A 23,417-nucleotide genomic window follows, 5' to 3' on the forward strand; every position below is an offset into this window, starting at 1 on the left:
TCTTCTTGTTGTTGGGGCCTTCCGGGCCCGGTTCGCAAAGCCGTCCTCAGTCGGAAAGAGATGTCGGCTTAGGCAGGGGAGCGGCCTCGAGGTCGCTCGCCCAATCCTGTTGGGTCAGCCACCGATGCAGAGCCGCGACCGCCTTGACGCGCAGATAGCCCTTGGGCACCACGAGATAGAATCCCGGGATCTCGTCCGGCTTCATGCCGATGAGGGCGTCGCGGCCGATCGGCGCAACCAGCGCGCCCGAGCGCAGATCCTCCTCGGCGTCGATCACGGAGACGAGGCCGACACCGATCCCTTGCAGCGTCGCGCGCCGCATCGTGGCGGCATCGTCAAAGCCGATGCTGCGGTCGCTGTCCGTCTTCTCCACGCAGAGGTGCCGGAGTATGTCGGGCCACAGCCGCTGCGACTTGACCGTGTCCAGCAGCGTGAACCGCGTCAGATCCTGGGCCGACTTGATCTTCTCGCCGATCGAAGGCGTGCAGCAGACGATCTTGGGATCCGGCACGAGCCGGGTCGCCTCATAGTCGCCCCATTTGCCATACCCCCACTGCACACTCATATCGATGTCGTCGCGGCCGAAGTCGGGGAGATCGACCATGGTGGTCAGGCGAAGGTCGGCCCCCGGCAGGATTTCCCGGAACAAAGAGAGGCGCGGCAACAGATAGTGCGTTGCGAAATACGGACTCGCATTCAGATTCAGGCGGTCCCGGTAGACGGATTTGGTGACCCTGCGGACGCCCTCGGCAAACTCGCCGAAGCCAGCCCTGACATAGTGCGACAGCAGGATCGCCGACTCCGTCGGTTCGATCGACCTGCCCTTGCGCTCGAACAGCGTCACCTGAAGCGTGTCTTCGAGAAGCTTGATCTGTTGTCCGACCGCTTGAGGGGTAACAAGCAGCTCGTCGGCGGCCTGGCGGAAACTCTTGTGCTGTGCGACGGCGTGAAAGACCCGCAGGGCATTCAACGGCGGAAGGCGCAGCTTGCCGGTCATCGTCAGTTCCGCTCCTTCCTGTTTCGAACTCCGTGAATTCCTGGACTGCTGCCGACGGCTCGCTGACCGGGCCGCCGACCATTCGCATCAGGCGTAGATGTACCCGCCCGAAACGATGACCTGTTCGCCTGTCATGTACGTGTTCTTCGGGCCGCCGGTCATAAGCACCCACTCGGCGATCTCGGTCGGCTGCGCGCCGCGGCCGAGCGGGCTTGCCTTCGCCAGTTCATCGAGAAAGCCGAGAGCCTTCGCGCGCTCTGTCGCCATGCCGGCGGGAGCGACGGAGTTGACCAGGATGCCGTCCTTGGCGACGTGCTGCGCAAAGGACCTTGTGAGGCTGACGACCGCAGCTTTCGTCGCCGCGTAGTGAGGGTTCTGCGGATGCGCCTTGAAGGCGTCGACCGAGGTGAGGTTCACGATGCGCCCGCGCACGTGGTCCTTTGGGTCCTGCTGCTGCATGTGCCGGACTGCGGCAACCATCATGTGATAGGTGCCCTTTATGTTGATGCCGTTGGAGGCGTCCCACTCGGCGTCGGTGATCTCGAGGATGGGACGGCGCGGATAGATCGCGGCGCAATTGATCAGCGTGTCGACGCGGCCGAGCTTCGAAACAATCGCGTCGAAGGTGGCATGGCATTCCGGACCGACCTGGATATCGCATCTGGCCGATGCCGTCGGAAGACCCTTCTTTCGCGCCGGTTCCAGCGCCGTCTCCGCCGCGTCGGAATTTATGTCGATGATGCCGATCTTGGCCGCGCCGGCGTCGACGGCCATTCGCGCGAGCAGCGCGCCAAGTCCGGAACCACCCCCAACGATGAGCACGGAAAGATCTTTCATATCTTGCTCCCTATTTGCTTCCGCTCGGCGGAACCGGGCGGGTCGGCATGATGTCGAAACGGGTGACGTCGGCCCAGGCGGGAAGGCCAAGCAGCGTCACGACCATCCTGGCGACATCTTCCGGCTGCACGGCGACGTTGTCGGCGTACATCGCCGCCCGCGCCTTGGCGTCGAGGATGTCCTTGTAAAGCTGCGTTTCCACCCGGCCGGGGACAATCTCGGTCACGCGGATGCCATATTGGGAAAGGTCGGCGCGCAGCGCCGCGGCAAAACCGGCGATGCCCGCCTTGGTGGCGGAATAGACAGCCACATTCGGGAAGGCGGCATGAGCCGCCGAAGAGCCGGTGAAGATGATGTGCCCGGACTGACGCTCCCGCATCTGCGGGACAACGAGGCGCGTCAGCAGGATCGCCGCGCTGAGATTGACCTCGAGTGCCGTATCGATGTCGGCAATCTTCATGTCGGCGAAATTGCCGAGCGGAGGCATCGTGCCGGCATTGTTGACCAGCACATCGATCTGCAGATCCGCGAGGATGGACTCCAGACCTTCTCGGTCGGTGATGTCGATTGCGATCGGCACTATGCCCGGGCGCTCGGCCTGGAGTTCCTTGAGAGCCGCCTCGGTTCGACCTGCAGCAAAGACGTCATAGCCGGCGTCGCTCAGTGCCGCCGCGATGGCCCGCCCGATGCCGCTGGTTGCGCCTGTGATGAAGGCTGTCGTCACGTCGGATCTTCCAATTTGCTTTGGATAGAGTGTGTGGCTTCGGTTGCCTTATGGAAACCAAGAAAAAGCCGGAAAAAGGAAAGATCAGCTTTCCTTTTGGTGCCCGACTCGAAGGCGGCAGTGCAGGCTTCGAGTGGCTGTCGGCAGCAAAAAGAACCCGGAAAGCGCAAGGAACCTACCACTTGACATCCAAGCGCGGGCGCGAACGCGCGCGCTTCGCGACAAAACGCTGCTTTCGCATGCCCCGCCAGGATGCTCGCCGGCGCCTGCCGGAATCGTTCTGGTGCTACCGCTTCGCCGTGACCCTCGGTTTCAGCTCCGCAAAAAGCGCCTCTGCGGCCGCCTTCTGTTCTGCGTCTGTCGTTTCGACGCCGGATGCTTGCGCCAGACCGCGCACGCGCTCCAGACTGTTGTGGAGGTGCTTGCGCATGGCGCGGCGTGCGCCGCTGCTGTCCCGCTTTTCGATGGCGTCGACGATCGCCTTGTGTTCGTTGTGGATGCGCGCGTAGTAGGTGTCCTTGCGCCCGGGGGCGACCACGTAGCCGAGTTGATAGCGCGGGACGATCATCGGCTTGAGATAGCTCAGGAAGCCGTGAATGAACTCGTTGCGAGCCGCCTTGGCGATGGCCAGATGGAAATCGTAGTCGTAGTGGATCTGCACGGCGAACGGATCCGCGTGTTGCGCATCGACCTGTTCCATAAGCGCGCGGATGGCTTCGGCTTCGGCTTCGGTCCTTCGCTCGGCGCAAAGCCCGGCGGCCTCGACCTCGACGCTCAACCTCAGTTCGAGAAGAGCGATGGTTTCAGGCAGGGTCTTCAATGCCTCGTCCGGTATCGAGAAGTTGCGCGGGGTCGGCATCTCGCTGACGAACATGCCCCGCCCCTGGTGCGGCACCACCATCCCATCGGATCGCAGGCGAGCCACCGCCTCACGAATGACGGTGCGACTTACGTCGTATTCGGCGCAGAGCTCGGCTTCCGTCGGCAGTTGCGCGCCAGGCGCGAGTTGGCGGGAACGTATCTTGGCCGACAAGCTCTCGGCCACGACGGTGGACAGGGGCAATCGCTTCGTCATCGTTCTCCTTCCGAACCTGCCGGAGCCGGGACACCTTGCTGCGGGTCCTTCAGATCGCAGCCGTCACGATCAGTTCCACCAGCATCCCGGGCCTGGCCATGCGTCCTTCTCCGGAGGAGCGCGCGGGCGCGTGTTCCATCGGCATCCAGGCATCCCAGACCTTGTTGACTTCGTCGAAATCGCGGACGTCGTCCAGCCACATCTGCGCGTGCAGGATGCGGGTCTTGTCCGTGCCTGCCCTGGCGAGAAGGGTGTCGATCTTGTCCAGCACCTCGCGCATCTGGTCGGCTGCGGATTGACCGGGCTTCGCGACCTGACCCGTCAGATAGACCGTGCCGTTGTGGATGACGCCATGGTGGATGCGGGTGTCGAAATCGAAACGTCTGATATCGGGCATCGTGCTTCTTTCGGATCAGGCGACGGGAGCAGGGCGGATCGGGTTGCCCTGCAGGTAATGCGCATAGGGCGCCTGCACGAGCCAGCCTGCATCGACCGGCAGCGTGACGCCGGTGATCGAACCGGCGCGTTCCGAGCACAGGAACAGCGCGGCTTCCGCGACGTCTCGCGGTTCGACGAAGCAACGCAGCGCCGTGGTAGCCTTGATGGCCTCCGGATTGCGCTCGCCCCTGGCGATCTTGTCCTTCAAGCCGTCGGAAAGCGTGTAGCCGGGCGCGACCGCGTTGACCCGCACGCCATGCGGTCCGAGCTCGGCGGCAAGGATCTGGGTCAATGCCATGACCGCATGCTTGCCGGGCGTATATGCCGGAAGCGACAGGGGCGCGAAGGAGGCCAGCGAGCCGACATTGAGGATGGCGCCACGCCCTGCGGCCGACATCATCCTGCCGAACACCTGGCAGCCGACGAGCGTTCCGCGATAGTTCACGCGCCACATCTTCTCGTCCTCCTCCAGGTCCTGATCGAGGACGCGCTTGCCGCTCTGCAGGAGGCCTGCGCAGTTGATGATGACGTGCGGCACGCCGAATTCATCCTCGACCGCCTTTCCGAGCGCCTCGACAGAGGCTGGGTCGCCGACGTCCGTCCGGAAGAACCGGGCCGCCGGTGCACCGGCGGTTTCGCAGGCAGCGGCCACGGCTTTGCCGCGTGTCGCATCGCGCCCCGCGACGGCTACGCGATAACCGTCCTCGGCAAAGCGCATCGCAATCGCCTGTCCGATTCCCGAAGTCCCGCCGACGACGACTGCCGTGCGCGTTTCAACCATTGTTACGGCTCCTGCGCTCTATGTCGAAGAATTCGGACATGGCCTCGACCTGAAAATCCATCATCGGCCGCCCCGGCTGGATTCGGCACCCGATCTCCTTTGCCTTGCGAAGCAGAGCCGTCTCGGCCGGCTCCATGATGATGTCCACGACGGTCATCTCCGGCGTCAGCTTGCTGACGTCCATCGGCAACGGATCGTTCGCCTTCAGTCCCGATGGTGTCGCGTTCACCGCCATGTCCATCCCCGAAGGGTCGGCGTCGCCGACCTGAATCCGACAGTCCGGAAACTTCTCGGCGACCAGGGCGGCCAGGTTCTCGGCTCTGCCGCGGTCGACGTCCGCAAGGCGAATCTCCACGGCGCCTTCCTCCGCAAGGCAGTAGGCGAGCGAAGCGCCTGCGCCGCCGCCGCCAACCTGCAGTATGCGCCGACCGGAGACCTGGTGCCCGCCTGCCTTCAGGCCGTCGATGAAGCCGACACCGTCGAAATTGTCGGCGTACCAGGTCCCGTCTGCCTGGCGGCGCACCGAGTTGGCGCTCTGTACGCGCGCGGCCCTGTCATGAGCGGCGGCGCATTTGTGGTAGACCGCGGTCTTGTACGGCACCGATATGATAACGCCGCGGATGTTCTCGGCCGCGGTGATGCCGGCCCAGAAGGCCTCGAAATCCTCCGGGCGACAGCTCAAGGGAACCATCAGGCTGTCCAGTCCCTTCTGCTCGAAGATTTCGTTGAAGATGCCGGGGCTTTTTGCGTGGCCGACCGGATGGGCGAGCATTACGAAGACATCGGCTTTGCCGGTTCCGCGCATGTTTATCATGTCCTTCTGTTCGACAGTTCGTGGCTACTCAGGATTTCCAGCGCCCGTACCAGCGAGGAATGGTCGGCATCCGCTCCGCCCTCCTGCGCCGAGCAGGCGTTCATCAATTCTTGCGTCGTTGCCGTGTTGGGCAGTGAGACGCCGAGCGCGCGAGCGCTTTCGAGGGCGAGACCCAGGTCCTTCTAGTGCAGGCGGACACGGAAACCCGGCGCAAAGGTGCGCGCGACCATGCGCTCGCCATGGACTTCCAGCACGCGCGAGGAGGCGAAGCCGCCCATGAGCGCCGTGCGAACCTTTGCGGGATCGCAGCCGGCTTTGCTCGCGAAGACGAGGGCTTCGGCGACCGCCTCGATGTTGAGCGCGACGATGATCTGGTTGGCGATCTTGCAGGTCTGCCCGGCGCCGTTCTTTTCGCCTATGAGCGTGATGTTCTTCCCGAGCCTCTCGAAGATCGGCAGCGCCCGTTCGAATTCCTCGTTCGGTCCGCCGACCATGATGGTCAGGCTTGCTGCCTTGGCCCCTACCTCGCCGCCCGAAACCGGGGCATCGAGGTAGCCCGCGCCCGCCTCGCGCAGCCTCGCGGCAAAAGCTGCCGTCGCAATCGGGCTGATCGAGCTCATATCGATGACCAGCGATCCTGCCGAGATACCCTCCGCCACGCCACGGTTGCCGAACAAGACGCGCTCGACATCAGGCGTATCCGGCAACATGGTGATGATCACTTCGGAAAGACGCGCCACGTCGGCGGGCGACTGGACCACTTTCGCCTCGAGGCCCTCTGGGAGCGGCGAGCGATTGAGTACGGTCGCCATCTCATGCCCGGCAGCGGCCAGATGCCGCGCCATAGGCGCGCCCATCACGCCCAGCCCGATGAAGCCGATCTTCATTTCAACTCCCTTTGCGGCGCAACCCTGTGACGCCTGTTGCAGTCACGATTGGTCGTATGATATAGGACATCATACAAATTTCAATCCTTGTTTCTGCTGGAGACGACGAATGCAAGAGCGCCCCAACTCCCTCAAGGCGGCGGTGGCGGCCGGCCGGCCGCATATCGGCCTGTGGTGTTCGCTGGCGTCCACCCTGACCACCGAGATCGTCGCCGGTTCGGGCGCGGGCTGGCTGCTGATCGACGGCGAGCACAGCCCCAACGACCTGCGCAGCATCATGGTCCAGCTCCAGGTTCTCGGCGGCTTTTCCTGCGAAGGCGTCGTGCGCCTGCCCTCGGACGATCCGAACCTGATCAAGCAGGCGATGGATATCGGCGCCCGCAGCCTGATGATCCCCAATGTGCGCACGGCCGAGCAGGCCCGCGCGATCGTGGCGGCGATGACCTATGCGCCAGGCGGCTTCCGCGGTTTTTCCGTCGGGCATCGCGCCAACGCCTTCGGCCGCATTGCCGGCTATCACGCCAATGCCCGCAACGAACGGCTGCTGGCCGTGCAGATCGAGTGCGAGACGGGCGTGGCCAACGCGGCGGAGATCGCCGCGGTCGACGGCGTCGACGTCCTGTTCGTCGGTCCCGGCGATCTGTCGACCAACATGGGAGCGATGGGTAATCCGGGCGCTCCGCATGTCCAGCAGGCGATCGCGAAGGTGCGCGAGGCTGCCGCAGCCGCCGGCAAGGCCAGCGGCATCCTGGCGCCTGTCAAGGCCGATGCCGACCGCTACCTGGCCGGCGGATTCACCATGGTCGCCGTTGGCTCGGATCTGGGGCTGCTCGCGCGCGGCTCCGACGCCTTGATCGCCTCCTTCAACCACTGACCGGGGAGCAGCTGCCATGGCCATTCCTCCCTACAAGGCGCCTGCCCATGCATCCTATGACGTCGTCATCGTTGGCGGCGCGGTGATCGGATCCTCGACCGCCTACTGGCTCAGCCAGGAGCTGGGCACGCGCATGTCGATCCTCGTGGTCGAGCGCGACAGCAGCTATGAATTCTCGTCGACGGCGCTGTCCACCAGCGCCATCCGGCAGCAATATTCCAATCCGATCAACGTGAAGATCAGCCAGTTCGGCATCGAGATGATCAGGAGCTTTCCGGAGCGGATGGCGCCGTTCTTCGAGAACGAACCCGCGCCCGATCTCGGTTTCAGGGAACATGGCTACCTCTACTGCTGCTCGCCCGAAGGCGTGGAAGCGGCCAGGGCCCGCGTCGAGCTGCAGCGCAGCCTGGGCGCCCACACGGTGTTCCTCGAACCCGGTCCATTGAAGGATCGTTTCCCATGGCTCAACGTCGAGGACCTCGGCGGCGGTTCCTGGGGTGCGCGCGAAGAGGGCTGGTTTGATTCGATGGGTATGCTCAACGGCTTCCGCCGCGCCGCCCGCGCTTGCGGGGTCGAATATGTCGACAACGCAGTCACCGGGCTTCAGGTATCCGGCGGACGGGTCGTCGCCGCGCGGCTTGCGACCGGCGAGACCGTCGCCTGCGGGACGCTGATCGACGCGGCCGGTCCCCGCGCCCAACAGGTTGCCGCAATGGCGGGGCTTTCGATACCGGTCGCGCCGTACAAGCGCTACAGCTTCGTCTTTTCGAGCGCCACGCCGATCCCGGGCAGGATGCCGAACGTGATCGATCTGTCGGGCACTTTCGTGCGGCCGGAGGGAGAGCTGTTTCTCACAGGAAACACGCCCCTCGACGACGGCCCGGCCGACTACGACGATTTCGAGATGCATCACGAGGAATTCGACGAGCGCATCTGGCCGGCGCTCTGGCATCGCATCCCCGCATTCGATGCCCTCAAGGTCCAGACGAGTTGGACCGGCCACTATGAGTACAACATGCTGGACCACAACGGCATCGTGGGCTTCCACCCGGCCGTGACGAACTTCATGTTCGCCAACGGCTTTTCGGGGCACGGGCTGCAGCAGTCGCCCGCGGTCGGACGCGCCGTGTCGGAGTTGATCATCCACGGCGCCTTCCGGACGCTCGATCTGTCGCCCTTCAGCTACGAGCGGATACTTCGCAACGAGCCCTTCCTGGAGGAGGCCGTCATCTAGCTCCTCCCGCAACTGCGGGGAGCCACAGCCGTTTGCCCTGAGCGGGCGCGCGCTCGCCTCGGCGGAGAATGAAGGATTCCAAGGTCGTCGTCGCCATCAACAAGGACGAGGAAGCGCCGAACTTCCAGGTCGCCGACTGCGGTCTCGTCGGCGACCTCTTCACCATACTGCCGGAACTGAAAGGTCTCCTTGACGCCGGTATCGCGGCATGCGCGACCGGAGCTTCCCAACTGGGATCGCCGTTCACGTCCGGAGATCGGCGGCTGTGAAAACCATCCGATGAAAGAAATGATTCCCTGCCCGATGCAAAACGGCTCGTCGAACTCGGCGCTGTGGCTGCACACGCCAGGCCCGTCCAGCAATGCCGGCGTGACCAACTTCACCCGCCAAACCTCCGGCAATCCCGGCGCGGTTCACTCTTCGTTTGTCCGCCCTGGCTGAGCCTGAGAACGCTCATGGCCCATCAAACTTAGCGCGCTACATCGTTCTTCAGCAGAGGAGAGCGAAAATGGGTTCAGATCTGAACAGGCACACACACGAATTCGTGGTCACGGATGTCCAGTTAGCCGACAACGAAACCGACAGAGGCGTAATGCTCATGCTCACGGATGCCCGCGGCGGCCGGGTACGGCTGCATCTAAATGGTGACATGGCCGAGTTGCTGCGCGAGAGGGTCGCATTTGCGCTGGACAGGATCACGGGACCGTAGCGCAGGCTATGGCCGCGCCCTGCGAATTGTCGCCTGCCGAGAAAGAACCGGGCTCGCGGAAGGCGTCGAGTGAGGATGGGCGGCGTGCTCCCGGCCAGGGCCTTCTTCCAGCGAGAGCGGGTTTTCGGCCGAATCGCTGCCGCGACGACCTCGCGTCCGTCGCCAATGGGCTTGCGGTAAAGTCCTGCCGCCACCCGAGCGGAATGGCAGATGGTTATGTCATTCTCCGAACGACCCAGAGCGACCGGCCTGTATGAGCGATTCCGGACACAAGTCGAAGGCGAGGATCGTCCTTGAGCCGCTCAGCTTCAGCCACATCAAGAAGCAGGATCTGCTGATCGGTCTCGTTCGCATTCGGTGTAATCCACCAGCGCCGATCCTCGCAGCAAAGCCCGGCTTGCGGGTGCTCCTGGAGGTACTCGATTGCATATTCGGCGTTCACTTTGCTCGGTGCCGCATCGACGGACATTTGCTCTTCCTCCTCCGTCTGCGATAGCCCAGGGACTGTACTTGATTATGGCGCCTGTTCCAGCAAGAACCAGTTTGCCCGCCGCTATTCCGCCATTCTGCGTTTCCCGGGTTTGAAGCGTCGCGGGAATTCCAGACGGGGTTCCGATCAGAATCGGCCGAAGCAGTGATAGCCCGAGACAGTTTCGCTAGGCGGGACCGCTTCCGGCTCCCCACACGTCGCGGGAACGCCTGAGATGCCGCTCTATGATGGCAGCGGCACTCTCCGTGTCGCTCGCCGCGATCCGGTCCAGCAGTTCGAAATGTTCGGTCGCCGACTGGACAATATGCGATCTGGCGCCCGAATTCGCGAGGCCGAGAAGGCGGACCCGGTCTCGCAGCGACGCCACCAACTCGGTAAGGGGCTTGTTGCCCAGCAGTTCGATCAGGGAAATGTGGAACCGCCGATCCGCGTTGAGGTAGGCGATGAGATCCCCCTCCCGTGCGAACTGCCGGGCAGCGTTCGCGAGGTCGTAGAGTCCTTTCATCTGATTGGCGGTCGGTGAGCTTTTCGCGATTTCGCGGATGCTCGGCACTTCCAGAAGGAGCCGAATCTTGAACACGTCGTCGTGTTCCTTGGCAGTCATGATCACGACCTGGAAGCCGCGGTTGCGCACCGGCCGCAGCAGCCCTTCCTGAACCAGGTCCAGCAGCGCCTCGCGAACGGGCGTAGCCGAGACGTTGAGGTCGCTCGCGATCTTCGGAGCTGAATAGAGGGCGTCAGGCGCCATCTTTCCGCTAACGATCATGCCCCTGATAACTTCGCGTGCCTGCTCGCGGAAGCTCTGGTGCGACATCAGTTGAGGCAATTCGTCTTGGGTATCGGTCAATCTCAAAGCGTCCTCAATGGTCCGCGAGTGGTCCTCGTGCTCCGAAGCCGCCTCTATCTTGCCGGCAATCGATTGTCAGCGCAACTGTTGACGCGTCATATGTGATGTGTAATATATTACTCAACCGGTGCATTCATGGGAGGATACGAACTTGGCAATCGACAAGATTTTGATGATCGTTTCGGATACGGTGAGGGGGGACATGCTGGGTTACAACGGCGGTCACGTCCACACCCCGAATCTTGACCGTCTTGCCGCACGATCGATGGTGTTCGATCGCTACTATGCCTCGAGTTTTCCGACTGTGCCGGCGAGATACGACTACCTCACCGGCAAGGCTGCCTATGCGGGAAATGGCTGGGGTCCTCTGCCGAAGTCCGACATCTCGATCGTGTCGCAAATGACTTCCGCGGGCTACACGACCCTTGGAGTGGTCGACACGCCTTTCTATCAGGTCAATGGCTACAACTATGATCGCGGGTTCAACTATTTCTACGACATGAAGTCGCAACTGCTGGGGACACCGCAGTACAACGCCTATTCGGCACCGGGCGAGGACAAGGGACAGTCAAAAGGAAAGATGCCGCAATGGCCTATCACCGGAAAGGTGAGGCCCGACCACAGGTCAGGCGAAAGGGACTGCCCGGCGCCGCTGACGATGATCCAGGCAGCAAAGTCGCTCGAAGAAATCTACCAGGACAAGTTCTTCGCGCTGGTCGACACTTGGGATCCGCACGAGCCATGGGATCCGCCCGCGTATTATATCAAGCGTTACCTGCCAGACTACAGCGGCGAGCGTGTCCATCCGCCCTACGGCAACATCAGCAAGCACGGACTGACCGATCGCGACGTGCAAGTCGCGCGTGCCTGCTACGCGGGTGAGCTGGAACTCGTCGACCGCTGGATCGGCCACCTCCTCGAACAATTGGTCTATCTCGGGATCGAGAATTCGACCGCCGTCATCTTTGTGTCCGACCACGGCTTCCTGCTGGGCGAGCACGAACAGATGGGCAAGCTGGTTCGGCGCGCTCCAGGCGAGGCGACATGGATGCGCTCTCCACTCTACGAAGAGATCGCCAAGGTGCCGCTCATCATCCATGTACCGGGCGCAAAGCCGGGCCGCACGAGCGAACTTGCCTGCGCGCTGGATATCGCGCCGACCCTGCTCGACATGGTCGGCCTGAAGCCGGGCGAGGGCGTCAACGGTCGGTCGCTGTTGCCGGCGGCGATGGGAGAGCCTTTCGTGGGCCGCGATCACATCCTGACCGCGCTGCCCTTCGCGAATCCGGGGGAGGGCGTCCTTGCAGTCGACGACCTGATGAGGACCGTCGTGGACTGGCAGCCGGTCACAATCACCACGCCGGAGTGGTCGCTTCTGTTTGCAACGCCGCGGGAACCGGTCGAACTCTATGATCTGCGCACCGACCCGAAACAACAGAACAACGTAGCCGCCGACAATCCACAGGTCGTCCAGCGGATGTTGGAGCTCTATGCCCAAAGCATGAGAACCGAGGGGGTGGAAGCCAAATACTGCAAACCGCGGCTCCCGGACCACTTCTGAACGGGGTCCAGAGAAAGGCAGCGGAACGCCCTGACCGGGGACTGTCAAGGTTTGACGCGCCGGCTTGGGAGGGCCGGATTCCAAGGGAGGAACAGATGTCTATCTACAGACTGAGTATGTATGCCATTTCCGCTGTCTTCGCAGCCATGGCCGCAACGGCGGCGTTTGCCGACTGGCCGGAAAGACCGATCGAACTCGTCATCGCATTCCCGCCCGGGAGTCACGCCGATGTTTCCGGGCGGCTGTTCCAGACGGCGATGAGCAAGGCGCTCGACGGGGCAACCATCGTGCCGCTCAACGTCCCGGGAGCAGGCGGCACCATCGGCACCGCGCAGGCTGCGGCGGCAGCACCCGACGGCTACACTGTGGCCTACAGCCCGGTGGCGACGGTGACGATCCAGCCACATCTGCGGCCATTGCCCTACGGCAAGGACAGCTTCATACCCATCTGCAAGATTTCAGACACGGCTACGGCCATTCTCGTCGCACCCGACAGCAAGTATAACTCGCTGGATGATCTGATGAAGGATGCAAAGGCCGGCGGCATGGTCGCCACCGGGCAGGCGGTCGGTTCACTTCCCCATATCGTCCAGGCGGCCGCGGCGAAGGCCTATGGCGTCGGGTTCGTCTATCTCCCCACCGATGGCGGCGCTGCTTCCGCCAAAGCGATTCTCGGCGGCGAAGCGGTCGTACAGGGCGATATCTACACCGCCGCGAACATCTATGGGACCAAGGCTCTCGCAGTCGCCAGTGCGGAGAGGCTGGCGGCTCTGCCCGACGTTCCCACGCTACGGGAACTCGGCCACGACATTCAGCTGAGCGTCTGGTTCGGTGCTTTCGTTCCGGCGGGGACACCCGATGCCATCGTCGAGAAGCTGTCGACGGCCTGCGCGGCGGCGCTGAGGGATGCGGATTTCGTCAAAGGCATGGAGACGCTCAACTACCAGATCAGCTATCTCGGCCGCGAAGACTTCGCGAAGTTCTTCAGCGACCAATACAAGCGCAACGCGTCGCTGCTGGCCGAGATCGGCCTGGTCAAGTGATCGCATTGCCCGGCTCGGAGATCGTACCGATGAACAGGTGGATCAACAGCGACGTGATACTTGGCTTGGCCTTCGGCCTCATCGGCTGCGTACTTCTGGTTTCCTGCTTTCAGCAGGCCGAGGGCTCCTTCGCGCTTGCGGGGGACATTCCGCCTTTTCTGGTGCCCCAGGTCTTCCTGACGATTTGGATCGTGCTTTCACTGGCGATCCTCGTCGCGGGTCTTCGCGGTCCATTTGTGCCGACGGCGGGCCGGGACTGGGCGACTATCGTGGCCATCGCGGTTCTTCTGACTGCCGCGACCTTGCTGCTGCAACCGTTGGGCTTCATGCTCGTCGCCCCGGTCGCGGTTTTCCTGACCTGCTGGTTGCTCGGGTTCCGGCGCCATCTGCTGAACGCCTTGGGGGCGGTGCTGGGAAGCGGAGCGCTCCATCTCGTTCTGACACGCGTCGCCGCGCTGCCGCTCCCGCGGGTTCCCGACTTTTGGTGAGACAGCCCGATGGACCTTGAAACGTTCCTTGGAGCGCTGTCGCATCTCGGCGACCCTCTGACCCTGATCGTCATGGTGATCGCGACATTCGTTGGGATCGTTGTCGGCGCGCTTCCGGGCCTGGGCACGGTGACCGCGCTTGCGATGGTTCTCCCCTTCACCTTTGCGCTCAGCGCCCCGCAGGCCATCGGAATGTTGCTCGCGATCTATGTGTCGTCGATCTTCGGAGGCGCAATTCCGGCGGTGTTGATCAATGTCCCGGGCACGCCGCAGTCAGCCGCCACCACCTTCGACGGCTATCCCATGGCACAGAAAGGGCATGCGGATGAGGCGCTCGGCTGGGTGACCATGGCCTCGACCATCGGAGGCCTGTTCTCCGGGCTGGTTCTGATCTTCGCGGCGCCCCAGCTTGCATCCCTTGCCATCCGCTTCGGCTCGATCGAGACGCTGGCGCTGATCATTTTCTCTCTGACGACCATCGCATGGGTCTCGAGCGGAAGCACGCTCAAGGGGCTTCTGGCGGGAGTAGTCGGACTGGTTCTGTCCACCGTCGGCATCGACAGCATGAGCGGAGTGGAGCGATTCACTTTTGGAAACTTCGCCCTCTCTGCCGGCCTCCACGCCGTACCGATCCTGATCGGATTGTTCGCGCTTTCCGAGGTCTTCATGTCCGCAGGCAAGAAAATGGTCGTTGCGGATGCCATTGACCACGCCGGCTTCAAGATTGCTCCCTTCACTGCGTGGTGGCGGCTGAAAAGGACGCTCCTGCGCAGTTCGCTGATCGGCACATTTCTGGGAGTTCTTCCCGGAATCGGAGCCACTGCCGCCAGTCTTTTGTCCTATTCCAGGGCGCGCGCCGCATCGCCCGTCCGAGACAGGTTCGGCACAGGCGAACCGGAAGGGCTGGTATCGTCGGAGGTTGCAAACAATGCGGTGACGGGCGGCGCGCTGGTCCCGACCCTGGCGCTGGGAATCCCGGGCGATGCGGCGACCGCTGTGATGATGGGGGCTTTGATCATCCATGGTGTGACCCCCGGCGTACAGCTTTTCGCACACAATCCCGATCTCATAGCCTTCATCTTCGTTGCCCTGCTCGCTGCCAATGTCATGATGTTCCTCGCAGGCGCTCTGACCACACGATTGTTCACGCGAATTCTCCGTATCCCGCACGCATTGATCATGGGTTTCGTCGTCGCGCTCGCTTTGGCGGGATCATTTGTTGTCCGCGCCAGCATCCTGGACGTCTGGATTGCCGTTGTCGCAGGCATGGTCGGGTTCCTGTTGCGCCTGGCCAACGTTCCGCTGGCTCCGATCGTCATCGGCTTCATCCTTGGACCCTCGTTGGAGACGAGCCTTCGGCAGGGACTGATCCTGACCCAGATGAATCCAGTCCGGTTCTTTGAACGTCCCATCGCTTCGCTGATCTTCGCCGTCACCTTCCTCGTCGTGTCCTGGCCCCTGATGAGGACCGTCGCACGCCGGCGAGAGATGCGCCGCGAACCGTGAGCCGGACCTGACGCACGGACGGCGGCGATCGACCGTTGGAAATTTTGAAAGATGACGGGAGTACGAAAACCGTGAGCATGGGAGAACGCCGACGCAGAGTGCTGGTTCTGGCGGGGGACGGCATCGGCCCGGAAGTCATGGGACAGGCCGTACGGATTATCGATTGGCTCAATGCGCGCCTCGACGCCGGTATCGAGACCGTGCCGGCCCTGCTCGGAGGATGCGCCTATGACAGACACGCGGTGCCGGTGACCGAAGAGACGGTCGACCTGGCGCGCTCCTGCGACGCGCTTCTGGTCGGGGCAGTCGGTGGCCCGAAATACGAAAGCGCGCCGTTCCGGCTTCGGCCCGAGCAGGGCCTGCTGCGGCTCCGCAAGGAATTCGATCTCTACGCGAATCTGCGGCCGATCACCTGCTTCGACGCGCTTGCGACACGGTCCACCCTCAAGCCTGAAGTGGTGGAAGGGCTTGATCTGGTCATCGTGCGCGAGCTTACGAGCGGCCTCTATTTCGGCGAACCGCGCGGCGTGTTCCCGAGCGAGACGGGGCGCAAGATCGGCATCAACACCCAACGCTATACGAGCGAAGAGATAGAACGGGTCGCCCGCTTCGCCTTCGAACTCGCGCGCAGTCGAGACAAGCGCCTTTGCTCGATGGACAAAGCGAACGTGATGGAAGCCGGAATGCTCTGGCGGGAAGAACTCCAGGACCTTCATGACGCTGAGTTCGCCGACGTCGACCTGACTCATATGTACGCCGACAACGGTGCCATGCAATTGGTCCGCAACCCTCGGCAATTCGATGTCATCGTTACCGACAACCTGTTCGGCGACATCCTTAGCGACGAGGCAGCGATGCTCACGGGTTCGCTTGGAATGCTGCCCTCCGCCTCGATCGGCGACAAGTCTTCTTCGGGTCGCTGGTTCGGATTGTATGAACCGGTGCATGGATCGGCGCCGGATATCGTGGGCAAGAACCTCGCAAATCCGATTGCGTGCATCCTCAGCGTTGCAATGGCGCTTCGCTATTCCCTTGATATGGCGAAGGGAGCGGAGCTGATCGAAGCCGCGATCAAGTCCACGCTCGCGCAAGGTGTCCGGACCGCCGATCTGCTACCGGCCAATTTCGGGATCCCCGTTACCACCGAAGGAATGGGCGACGCCATCCTCGCGGCGGCGGAAGACCAACTGGCGTTTTTGTGATCGCGCGGTCGCCATCGCCGCCCGGCAGAACGGAACGGCTGATGCGGCCTGCTCAGCGTCCGGCCGCCTGAAACCCCAACCCAAGGAACCTGCGTATGACGTTTCACCCCTTGCTGCCGGAACCCGGACATTGCTTCATATCGAACCGATGGGTGCCCCCCGCGTCCGGGAACCAGATCGGCCTCTACAACCCTTCCGATGGAACTGAGATCTGCGCAATCGCCGCCGGCGGCGCGGAGGACATCGAACGGGCCGTCGACGCCGCCGAAGCGGCACGTGCCGGCACTTGGGGAAAGCTCGCCAGTTTCGAGCGTGGCCGCATTCTCGCAAAAATCGGAGAGCTGGTGCTCGAACAGGCTGACGAACTGGCGAAGCTTGAAGCGCTCGACGTGGGCAAACCTCTCAAGCAGGCACGCGCGGATGCGGTGGCTCTCGCACGCTACATGGAATTCTATGCAGGCTCGGCCGACAAGGTGCACGGCACGACGATCCCCTATCTTGACGGATATACTGTCTATGCCTTGCGCGAACCGCACGGTGTCACCGGCCACATTATCCCCTGGAACTATCCGATGCAGATCATCGGACGTTCCGTGGGCGCAGCGCTTGCCATGGGGAATGCCGCCGTCCTGAAACCGGCGGAGGAGGCCTGCCTCACCGCGCTCGCCTTTGCGGAGATCGCCCGCCGGGCCGGGCTGCCAGATGGAGCGCTCAACGTGGTTCCCGGACTGGGCGCCGAGGCGGGCGCCGCTCTCTCGCGGCATCCCAGGATACACCATATTTCGTTCACCGGTTCGGTCGGCGTTGGAAAACTGATCCAGCAGGCGGCCGCGACCAACGTCGTGCCGGTCACGCTGGAACTTGGAGGCAAGTCGCCCCAGTTGGTCTTTGACGACGCGGACCTGGATGCCGCTCTTCCGTTCCTTGTGAACTCGGGCATTCAGAATGCGGGGCAGACCTGCTCCGCAGCCTCGCGCATCCTGGTGCATCGAAGCCGGTACGACGAACTGGTTGCCGCCATGAGCATTCGCTACGACGCGATGAAAGCAGGGCCGGCGATGGCCGATCTGGACCTGGGCCCACTTGTCTCGTCGCGGCAAAAGACCATCGTCGAGGACTTTCTGGCCATGGGGTCGGACCTCGACGTGGCCGCGCGCGGCACCGTTGTGGCCGGTGCGCCTGCCGGCGGCTCCTATGTCGCGCCGACGTTGTTCGCGGGCGTGCGGCCTGATCACGTCCTGGCACAGAGGGAAATCTTCGGGCCGGTTCAAGTGGTCATACCGTTCTCGGACGAGGAGGAGGCCGTCGCAATCGCGAACGGGACGGAGTTCGGCCTGGTCGCCTCCGTTTGGTCGCGTGACGGCGCTCGCCAGATGCGGCTGGCGCGGAAGCTGCGAGCGGGTCAGGTCTTCCTCAACAATTACGGGGCCGGCGGCGGCGTCGAACTTCCGTTCGGCGGCGTTCGGCTCTCCGGCCACGGACGCGAAAAGGGCTTCGAGGCACTTTTCGGCTTCTCGACCTTGAAAACCGTAGCAGCATATCACGGATAGGACATCACATGAGACTCGACGGAAAATCAGCCATCGTGACCGGCGGAGCATCCGGATTCGGGGCCGGGATAGTTCGCAAGTTTGCGAGCGAAGGCGCCAAGGTACTGATCGCCGATCTGAACATCGAACTGGCGAATGCCCTGGCCGTCGAACTCGGCGAGAGCGTGCAGGCGACGAGGACCAACGTGACGGCCCGCGGCGACGTCAAGGCGATGGCGGACGCCGCACTTGCCGCATTCGGACAGATCGACATCCTGGTCAACAATGCCGGTACGACGCATCTCCCCGCGCCAATGGACGAGATCAGCGAGGAAGATTTCGACAGGGTTCTCGCGGTCAACTGCAAGTCCGTCTTCCTGACCGCGCAAGAGATCGTCCCGCACATGAAGCGGCGTCGGGCGGGCGCAATCCTGAACGTTGCCTCCACCGCGGCGGTCAGCCCGCGGCCCAGGCTGAGCTGGTACAACGCCTCCAAGGGATGGATGACCAACGCGACCCGCGGTATGGCGATCGAGCTTGCCCCGGAAGGGGTGCGGGTCAATGCGATCAATCCGGTGGCCGGAGAGACACCGCTTCTGAAGATGTTCATGGGCGAGGATACTCCGGAAGTGCGTGCGAAGTTCCTGTCGACCATTCCGCTGGGCCGGTTCTCGACACCCGCGGACATGGGCAATGCGGCCTGTTACCTGTGCTCGGACGAGGCCAGCATGGTCACCGGGGTCTGCTTGGAGGTCGACGGCGGCCGCTGTATCTGAGGGGGCACGTGGCAGCCTTCGCCTGCATCCGCCCGCAGCCGCGGACGCGCCGCGTGTTGCCAGGAGCCGCTCCGGCCCTGGGCCATCCCGGAAGGAGCGCCAGCCAATGACCATTATGGACTCGTTTTCGCTGAAGAACAGAACCGCGCTGGTGACCGGCTCCGGCGCGGGGCTGGGACTGGAAATCGCACGTGCCCTTGCCCAGGCCGGAGCGCGCGTCTGGCTGAACGGACGATCGCCGTCGCGTCTGGCGCACCTGATCGACCAACTCGGCTCCGAAGGCCTGGACGTTTCGACAAGCGCGTTCGACATCGCCGACGACGCCGAGCGCCGCAGCGCCGTCAAGGCCTTCGGGTCGGACACGCCGGACATCCTCGTGAACAATGTGGGCCTGCGCGATCGCAGATCGCTGTCGGAGATGAGCGACGATGATGTCCGACGTCTGATCGAGGTCGACTTGACGGCTTCGGCGCTGCTGACGAGGGATCTTGCAGAGAGCATGAAATCGCGAGGCTTTGGCCGCATCATCACAGTTACATCGATCGCCGGCGCGGTCGCCCGCCCGGGAAACACGGTCTACTCCGCGGCAAAGCAAGGGCTCACCGGTTTGATGCGCGCCCTCGCCGTCGAGTACGGACCCTTCGGCATCACCAGCAATGCGATCGCACCGGGGTTCTTCGCGACGGAGACCAACAGGGCGATGAGCGAAGACCCGGACGTGAACGAGTATCTCAAGCGCCGCGTGCCGCTGGGCCGCTGGGGCCAGCCGCACGAAATAGCCGGCGCTGCGGTTTTTCTTGCCAGCCAAGCTTCATCGTTCGTCAATGGTCATGTCCTGACCGTCGACGGCGGCATGACCATACAGATGTAGGCGAAGCCGACCTCGGGCGGGGCGGTCGGCGAAGTCAAAGCAAGCGCCGGATCTTCTCGATCAGCGCAGCGACCGGGGCCGGGAGCTGCATTCCTCTCAGCGTGACCAGAAATGCTTCGCGCCTGAGTTCCATCCACGGTTGATCGAGCGCGCATATGCCCGGCATGTCCTGGTCGGACAGCGAACTTCTCGTCATCAGCGCCATGTGATCGGTGCGGCGCAGAATTGCCAGGGTAGCAAACAGCGAACTGGTAAGGACGCTGGCTGAGGGCGGTGGCAGGCCGGCATTCCGGAACCGGCGGTGCAGTTCCCGACTCAACTTGGTGCTGGTGCGGGGAAAGACCCAGCGATAGGCGGCAAGATCGCTAAGCGCCTTTGGCGTGGCTTTTTGCAGCGGATGATCTTCCCGCGTGACGATCACGAGGTCGTCGACCAGCAAGCGCTTCCAGTTCAGGGCCGCGTCGAAGCCGGCCTCATCGGCCTCCGGCTGAATCCAGCCGAGCAGGGCAAAGTCGATCTCTCGGATCTTGACCCACTCAAACAATTCCTGGGTCGTGCCTTCGCGGATCGTGTAACGGATGCGCGGCTGCGAAACCTCCAACGCGCCGATCGCATCGGCAGTGATGCTCAAAAAGGCCGGACCGACACCCAGCGCCACGTGCCCGGTGACGCCCGCCCGCATGTCGGACACCAGGGCGATGGTTTCGTCCAGCCGCTCGACGACGTCCTCGGAGCGCCGGCGCAGCACATTCCCGGCCTCCGTCAGCGCTATGCCGCGCCCTTTTCGCACGTAGAGCTGGACATCGAGATCGTTCTGCAGCCGCGCCATCAGCCTAGACAGTGCGGGCTGCGTGAGGCCGAGGGTCTCGGCTGCGTGTGACAGGTTCAGATGCTCCGCAACGACCAGAAAGACCCGAAGTTGGCTGAGGTTCACACCATTACACCCGAGTTATGAATCTTGCCCAAGACTGGCATTGTTCCGATTTGGAGCATCTCTTCATAATGCCCCTGCGTATCGTAGATCCAGCCCGATTTTTGCAACGCCTCTAGCTGAGCGTCAAAACAAAATAGCGCAGAATCGTTATGGCTTGGAAAGCCGAGGCGCGACCGGCGGCGGGAGGTGCCGTCACCCGGCGGGCGTTTGGAACCGCCGGAAGAGCAAGAAGACTTGCCATCAACAGGGGAAAAAAATGGCGATCAGCAGAAGATCCTTCCTTTGGACCGGAACCTCGGCGCTCGGACTGGCTGCGGTTGGACTGACAGGTTCGGCGCTGGCGCAGGATGCGCCTCGTCGGGGTGGTGTCCTCGTGGTTGGCCTGACGACGAATCCGCCCAGCTTCGATCCGCACAAATCGGCCGCCTTCGCCACAACCGCCGTGACGGAGCATATCTTCGGCTGCCTGCTTCGCTGGGATCGGACGGGGACCAAGGTCGAGCCCGATCTGGCGCAAAGCTATGAGATCGTCGACGATCTGACCTACAAGTTCATCCTGCGCGAAGGCGTCAAGTTCCACAATGGCGAGACGCTGCGCAGCTCGGACGTGAAATTTACTTTCGACCGCATTGCCAATCCGGATACCGCCTCGCCATGGCGTTCGCTCTATTCACCGATCAGTGCGATCGAGACGCCGGATGACCGGACCGTCATTTTTCGAATGTCCAAACCCTTCGCGCCGTTCCTGAACCTTCTGGCGACGGTCAAATACTCGGCGATCGTGTCGGAAGTTGACATCAAGCCCACCAATGAGGTGGTCGCCGGCAGCGCCGGGACCGGACCGTTCAAGTTCGTGAGCTTCCAGGCCAATTCCAATCTCGTTCTGACCCGCAACGACGACTACTACGAAGAGGGCCTGCCCTATCTCGACGGGCTGGAGCTCCGGATCATCCCCGACGAGGGAAGCCGTATTGCCGCGCTGCGCAGCAATACCTGCCAATTGACGTCGGTCACCACCCCCGAGGTGGTGCAACAGATTGCCGGCCAGCCCGGCTTCGAGACCCCGGAGAGCCCGGCGAACATGCGCGTCGTACTGTTGCAGATCGACCAGCGCACCCCACCTTTCGACGATGTCCGGGTGCGGCGTGCGTTCAGCCTGGCCATGAACCGGCAGCAGATCGCGGATGTGGTGTGGCGGGGCCGGGCCGCGCCGACGGCCGCCATCCCGCCCGCACAGGCGCCATACGGCTTTCCGAGTGAGGAGGTTCCTGGTCTGCCCTACCAGACCGAGGATCTGGAGCAGGCCAAGGCCCTCCTGGCCGAGGCTGGCTATCCTGACGGTTTCGAGACAAAACTTGCAGTGTCGCCCGCGACATTCAGCGATGTGGCAGTCGCGCAGGTCGTGCAGCAACAGGTTGCCCGGGCTGGAATCCGTTTCGATATCGAGCAGATGGAATGGGGCAGCCTGGTCAAGACCTTACAGGGCACCCTGGCGCCGCTGGTCGTGGTGGGATTGATTCCGGCAGCCGATCCGGAAACCAACATGAATATCCGCCTCGCTTCCACTTCCTCGATCAATCCCGGCAAGACACCGGATCCCGAACTTGACGCGCTTTTCCTCAAGGGCAGCCAGACCGTCGACCCGGCTGCGCGCGTCGGCATCTACCGCGACATCCAGACGCGCATCGCCGATCAGGCCTATGCGATTTTCCCGGCTGCCTGCCCGATCAATTTCGAGCTGTGGCGTTCGGAGCTGAAGGGCTACTCGACGATGCCGACCGCGGCCCTCGTGATGCTGCGGCAATCCTGGCTGGCAAGCTGATCGGGCGATCGCGGACATGGGATCGTCGGTCCTGCTACGACGGCTGATGCTGGTTGTGCCGGTTCTGTTCGGCATGTCGGTGGTGAGTTTTCTGCTGATCCACCTCGTTCCCGGCGATGTCGTGACGGTCATCGCCGGCGCTGAGATCGCATCGGATTCGGAGGAAGCCCAAAACATCCGGCGCAGTCTGAACCTCGACAGGCCGCTTGTGACGCAATACCTGTTGTGGATCCTCGGCGTCGCGCAGGGCGATCTCGGACTTTCGCTGATCAGCAAGGTTCCGGTCTCGAAGGAAATCCTGTCGCATCTGCCGGTCACCCTGGTGCTCACGGTGATGGCGCTGGGCATTTCGGTCCTGATCGGCATACCGGCGGGGGTTCTCGCCGCCAGCAGGCGCGGCCGGATCTCCGACTTTCTCCTGCGCATAGCTTCGTTGGCCGGGATGGCGGTGCCGACCTTCTTCGCGAGCGTGACGGCCGTGCTGTTCTTTTCGCTCTTCGCGCCGGCCGTGCGGCTTTTCAACACCATCGACTTCGGCAGGGACGCGGTCGGTGCGGTCGCGACGCTGTTCCTGCCAGCCTGCGTGCTGGCGCTGTCCTCGGCCTCGACCATCATGCGCTACACGCGCGGCGCCATGCTGGAGGTCATGCGGGAGCAGTACATCCAGACCGCGCGCGCCAAGGGAGCAGGGCCGATGCGCATCCTGCTGCGCCACGGTCTGCGAACGGCGCTTCTGCCGGTAGTCACGGCTTCGGGTCTGATCGCAGCGCAGTTGATCTCCGGAGTTGTCGTCGTCGAGCAGGTCTTTGGCCTGCCCGGAATGGGGCAGCTCATGCTGAGCGCGATCAGCACCCGGGATTACACGCTGGTGCAAGGAACTGTCCTCGCCGTCGGCGCAATGGTGGTCCTGATCAACCTGGTCGTGGATCTGACCTACCATTTTCTGGATCCGAGGATCTGATCGATGTCTGAGCAATC

Annotated in this window: 24 protein-coding genes and 2 pseudogenes; 15 read left to right on the forward strand and 11 right to left on the reverse strand. The window is 63.1% G+C overall.

What is annotated here, in order from left to right; translation table 11 throughout:
• Positions 1-46 precede the first annotated feature (46 nt).
• The 8 genes and pseudogenes from JN302_RS15665 to JN302_RS15700 all read right to left on the reverse strand — a co-directional run bounded on the left by JN302_RS15665 (position 47) and on the right by JN302_RS15700 (position 6,553).
• Positions 47-997, reverse strand: a complete 951-nt coding sequence (locus tag JN302_RS15665) for a LysR substrate-binding domain-containing protein (RefSeq protein ID WP_202333502.1) — start codon at positions 995-997, stop codon at positions 47-49.
• A gap of 87 nt (positions 998-1,084) precedes the next feature.
• A complete protein-coding gene (locus JN302_RS15670; protein WP_202333503.1) occupies positions 1,085-1,834 on the reverse strand; it encodes an SDR family NAD(P)-dependent oxidoreductase in 750 nt (249 codons plus the stop codon).
• A 10-nt stretch (positions 1,835-1,844) separates the two neighbouring features.
• Complete coding sequence (locus JN302_RS15675) at positions 1,845-2,558, reverse strand: SDR family oxidoreductase (RefSeq protein WP_202333504.1); 714 nt, start codon at positions 2,556-2,558, stop codon at positions 1,845-1,847.
• A 286-nt stretch (positions 2,559-2,844) separates the two neighbouring features.
• Complete coding sequence (locus JN302_RS15680; RefSeq protein WP_202313304.1) at positions 2,845-3,633, reverse strand: FadR/GntR family transcriptional regulator; 789 nt, start codon at positions 3,631-3,633, stop codon at positions 2,845-2,847.
• Between the two features lie 49 nt (positions 3,634-3,682).
• Positions 3,683-4,030 (reverse strand): RidA family protein, encoded by a 348-nt coding sequence (locus JN302_RS15685; protein ID WP_202313305.1) that lies wholly within the window; start codon positions 4,028-4,030, stop codon positions 3,683-3,685.
• 15 nt (positions 4,031-4,045) lie between these two features.
• Positions 4,046-4,852, reverse strand: a complete 807-nt coding sequence (locus JN302_RS15690; RefSeq protein WP_202333505.1) for an SDR family NAD(P)-dependent oxidoreductase — start codon at positions 4,850-4,852, stop codon at positions 4,046-4,048.
• Entirely contained in the window at positions 4,845-5,657 is an 813-nt protein-coding gene (locus tag JN302_RS15695) for a shikimate dehydrogenase family protein (protein ID WP_244846392.1), read from the reverse strand. Before JN302_RS15695 ends, JN302_RS15690 begins: the two co-directional genes overlap by 8 nt.
• Positions 5,658-5,662: 5 nt before the next feature.
• Positions 5,663-6,553 (reverse strand): annotated as a pseudogene (locus tag JN302_RS15700) (2-hydroxy-3-oxopropionate reductase).
• Positions 6,554-6,662: 109 nt separating this feature from the next.
• Between JN302_RS15700 and JN302_RS15705 the strand changes: the two are divergent.
• The 5 genes and pseudogenes from JN302_RS15705 to JN302_RS15725 all read left to right on the forward strand — a co-directional run bounded on the left by JN302_RS15705 (position 6,663) and on the right by JN302_RS15725 (position 9,370).
• The gene (locus tag JN302_RS15705; protein WP_202313308.1) at positions 6,663-7,427 is read left to right on the forward strand and encodes an HpcH/HpaI aldolase family protein; all 765 of its coding nucleotides are present in this window, start codon (positions 6,663-6,665) and stop codon (positions 7,425-7,427) included.
• A gap of 16 nt (positions 7,428-7,443) precedes the next feature.
• Positions 7,444-8,661 (forward strand): NAD(P)/FAD-dependent oxidoreductase, encoded by a 1,218-nt coding sequence (locus tag JN302_RS15710; protein ID WP_202333507.1) that lies wholly within the window; start codon positions 7,444-7,446, stop codon positions 8,659-8,661.
• A 65-nt stretch (positions 8,662-8,726) separates the two neighbouring features.
• A pseudogene (locus tag JN302_RS39630) lies at positions 8,727-8,852 on the forward strand (electron transfer flavoprotein subunit alpha/FixB family protein); the annotation flags it as partial.
• Positions 8,853-8,940: 88 nt separating this feature from the next.
• Positions 8,941-9,102, forward strand: coding sequence for a hypothetical protein (locus JN302_RS15720; RefSeq protein WP_202333508.1), 162 nt, complete (start codon positions 8,941-8,943; stop codon positions 9,100-9,102).
• 67 nt (positions 9,103-9,169) lie between these two features.
• Positions 9,170-9,370, forward strand: a complete 201-nt coding sequence (locus tag JN302_RS15725) for a hypothetical protein (protein ID WP_202333509.1) — start codon at positions 9,170-9,172, stop codon at positions 9,368-9,370.
• Positions 9,371-9,584: 214 nt separating this feature from the next.
• Here the strand turns inward: JN302_RS15725 and JN302_RS15730 are convergent, their stop codons facing one another.
• Both JN302_RS15730 and JN302_RS15735 read right to left on the reverse strand, forming a co-directional pair.
• Positions 9,585-9,839: a hypothetical protein gene (locus JN302_RS15730; RefSeq protein WP_202313314.1), complete on the reverse strand. Its 255-nt coding sequence runs from the start codon at positions 9,837-9,839 to the stop codon at positions 9,585-9,587.
• Between the two features lie 187 nt (positions 9,840-10,026).
• The gene (locus JN302_RS15735) at positions 10,027-10,707 is read right to left on the reverse strand and encodes a GntR family transcriptional regulator (protein ID WP_202333510.1); all 681 of its coding nucleotides are present in this window, start codon (positions 10,705-10,707) and stop codon (positions 10,027-10,029) included.
• A 151-nt stretch (positions 10,708-10,858) separates the two neighbouring features.
• On the opposite strand from JN302_RS15735, the gene JN302_RS15740 reads away from it, so the two are divergent.
• From JN302_RS15740 to JN302_RS15775, 8 genes are all read left to right on the forward strand, one after another.
• A complete protein-coding gene (locus tag JN302_RS15740; RefSeq protein WP_202333511.1) occupies positions 10,859-12,268 on the forward strand; it encodes a sulfatase in 1,410 nt (469 codons plus the stop codon).
• Between the two features lie 95 nt (positions 12,269-12,363).
• On the forward strand, positions 12,364-13,311 hold the full coding sequence (locus JN302_RS15745; protein ID WP_202313317.1) for a tripartite tricarboxylate transporter substrate binding protein: 948 nt from the start codon (positions 12,364-12,366) through the stop codon (positions 13,309-13,311).
• Between the two features lie 29 nt (positions 13,312-13,340).
• Positions 13,341-13,799, forward strand: coding sequence for a tripartite tricarboxylate transporter TctB family protein (locus tag JN302_RS15750; RefSeq protein WP_202313318.1), 459 nt, complete (start codon positions 13,341-13,343; stop codon positions 13,797-13,799).
• Between the two features lie 9 nt (positions 13,800-13,808).
• On the forward strand, positions 13,809-15,305 hold the full coding sequence (locus tag JN302_RS15755; protein ID WP_202313319.1) for a tripartite tricarboxylate transporter permease: 1,497 nt from the start codon (positions 13,809-13,811) through the stop codon (positions 15,303-15,305).
• 77 nt (positions 15,306-15,382) lie between these two features.
• Positions 15,383-16,507: a 3-isopropylmalate dehydrogenase gene (leuB, locus tag JN302_RS15760; protein ID WP_202333512.1), complete on the forward strand. Its 1,125-nt coding sequence runs from the start codon at positions 15,383-15,385 to the stop codon at positions 16,505-16,507.
• A 95-nt stretch (positions 16,508-16,602) separates the two neighbouring features.
• Positions 16,603-18,057, forward strand: coding sequence for an aldehyde dehydrogenase family protein (locus tag JN302_RS15765; protein ID WP_202313320.1), 1,455 nt, complete (start codon positions 16,603-16,605; stop codon positions 18,055-18,057).
• 8 nt (positions 18,058-18,065) lie between these two features.
• Positions 18,066-18,812, forward strand: coding sequence for an SDR family oxidoreductase (locus JN302_RS15770; protein WP_202313321.1), 747 nt, complete (start codon positions 18,066-18,068; stop codon positions 18,810-18,812).
• 106 nt (positions 18,813-18,918) lie between these two features.
• A complete protein-coding gene (locus tag JN302_RS15775) occupies positions 18,919-19,683 on the forward strand; it encodes an SDR family oxidoreductase (RefSeq protein ID WP_202313323.1) in 765 nt (254 codons plus the stop codon).
• A 34-nt stretch (positions 19,684-19,717) separates the two neighbouring features.
• Here JN302_RS15775 and JN302_RS15780 read toward each other — a convergent pair whose 3' ends face one another.
• A complete protein-coding gene (locus tag JN302_RS15780; protein WP_202313325.1) occupies positions 19,718-20,617 on the reverse strand; it encodes a LysR family transcriptional regulator in 900 nt (299 codons plus the stop codon).
• 40 nt (positions 20,618-20,657) lie between these two features.
• Between JN302_RS15780 and JN302_RS15785 the strand changes: the two genes are divergently transcribed.
• Together JN302_RS15785 and JN302_RS15790 are read left to right on the forward strand one after the other, a co-directional pair.
• Positions 20,658-22,439: an ABC transporter substrate-binding protein gene (locus JN302_RS15785; protein WP_202333513.1), complete on the forward strand. Its 1,782-nt coding sequence runs from the start codon at positions 20,658-20,660 to the stop codon at positions 22,437-22,439.
• A 16-nt stretch (positions 22,440-22,455) separates the two neighbouring features.
• Positions 22,456-23,400 (forward strand): ABC transporter permease, encoded by a 945-nt coding sequence (locus tag JN302_RS15790; protein ID WP_202333514.1) that lies wholly within the window; start codon positions 22,456-22,458, stop codon positions 23,398-23,400.
• Positions 23,401-23,417 lie beyond the last annotated feature (17 nt).

Origin of the sequence: Mesorhizobium sp. L-8-3 (assembly GCF_016756615.1) — a bacterium.
Classification (GTDB): domain Bacteria; phylum Pseudomonadota; class Alphaproteobacteria; order Rhizobiales; family Rhizobiaceae.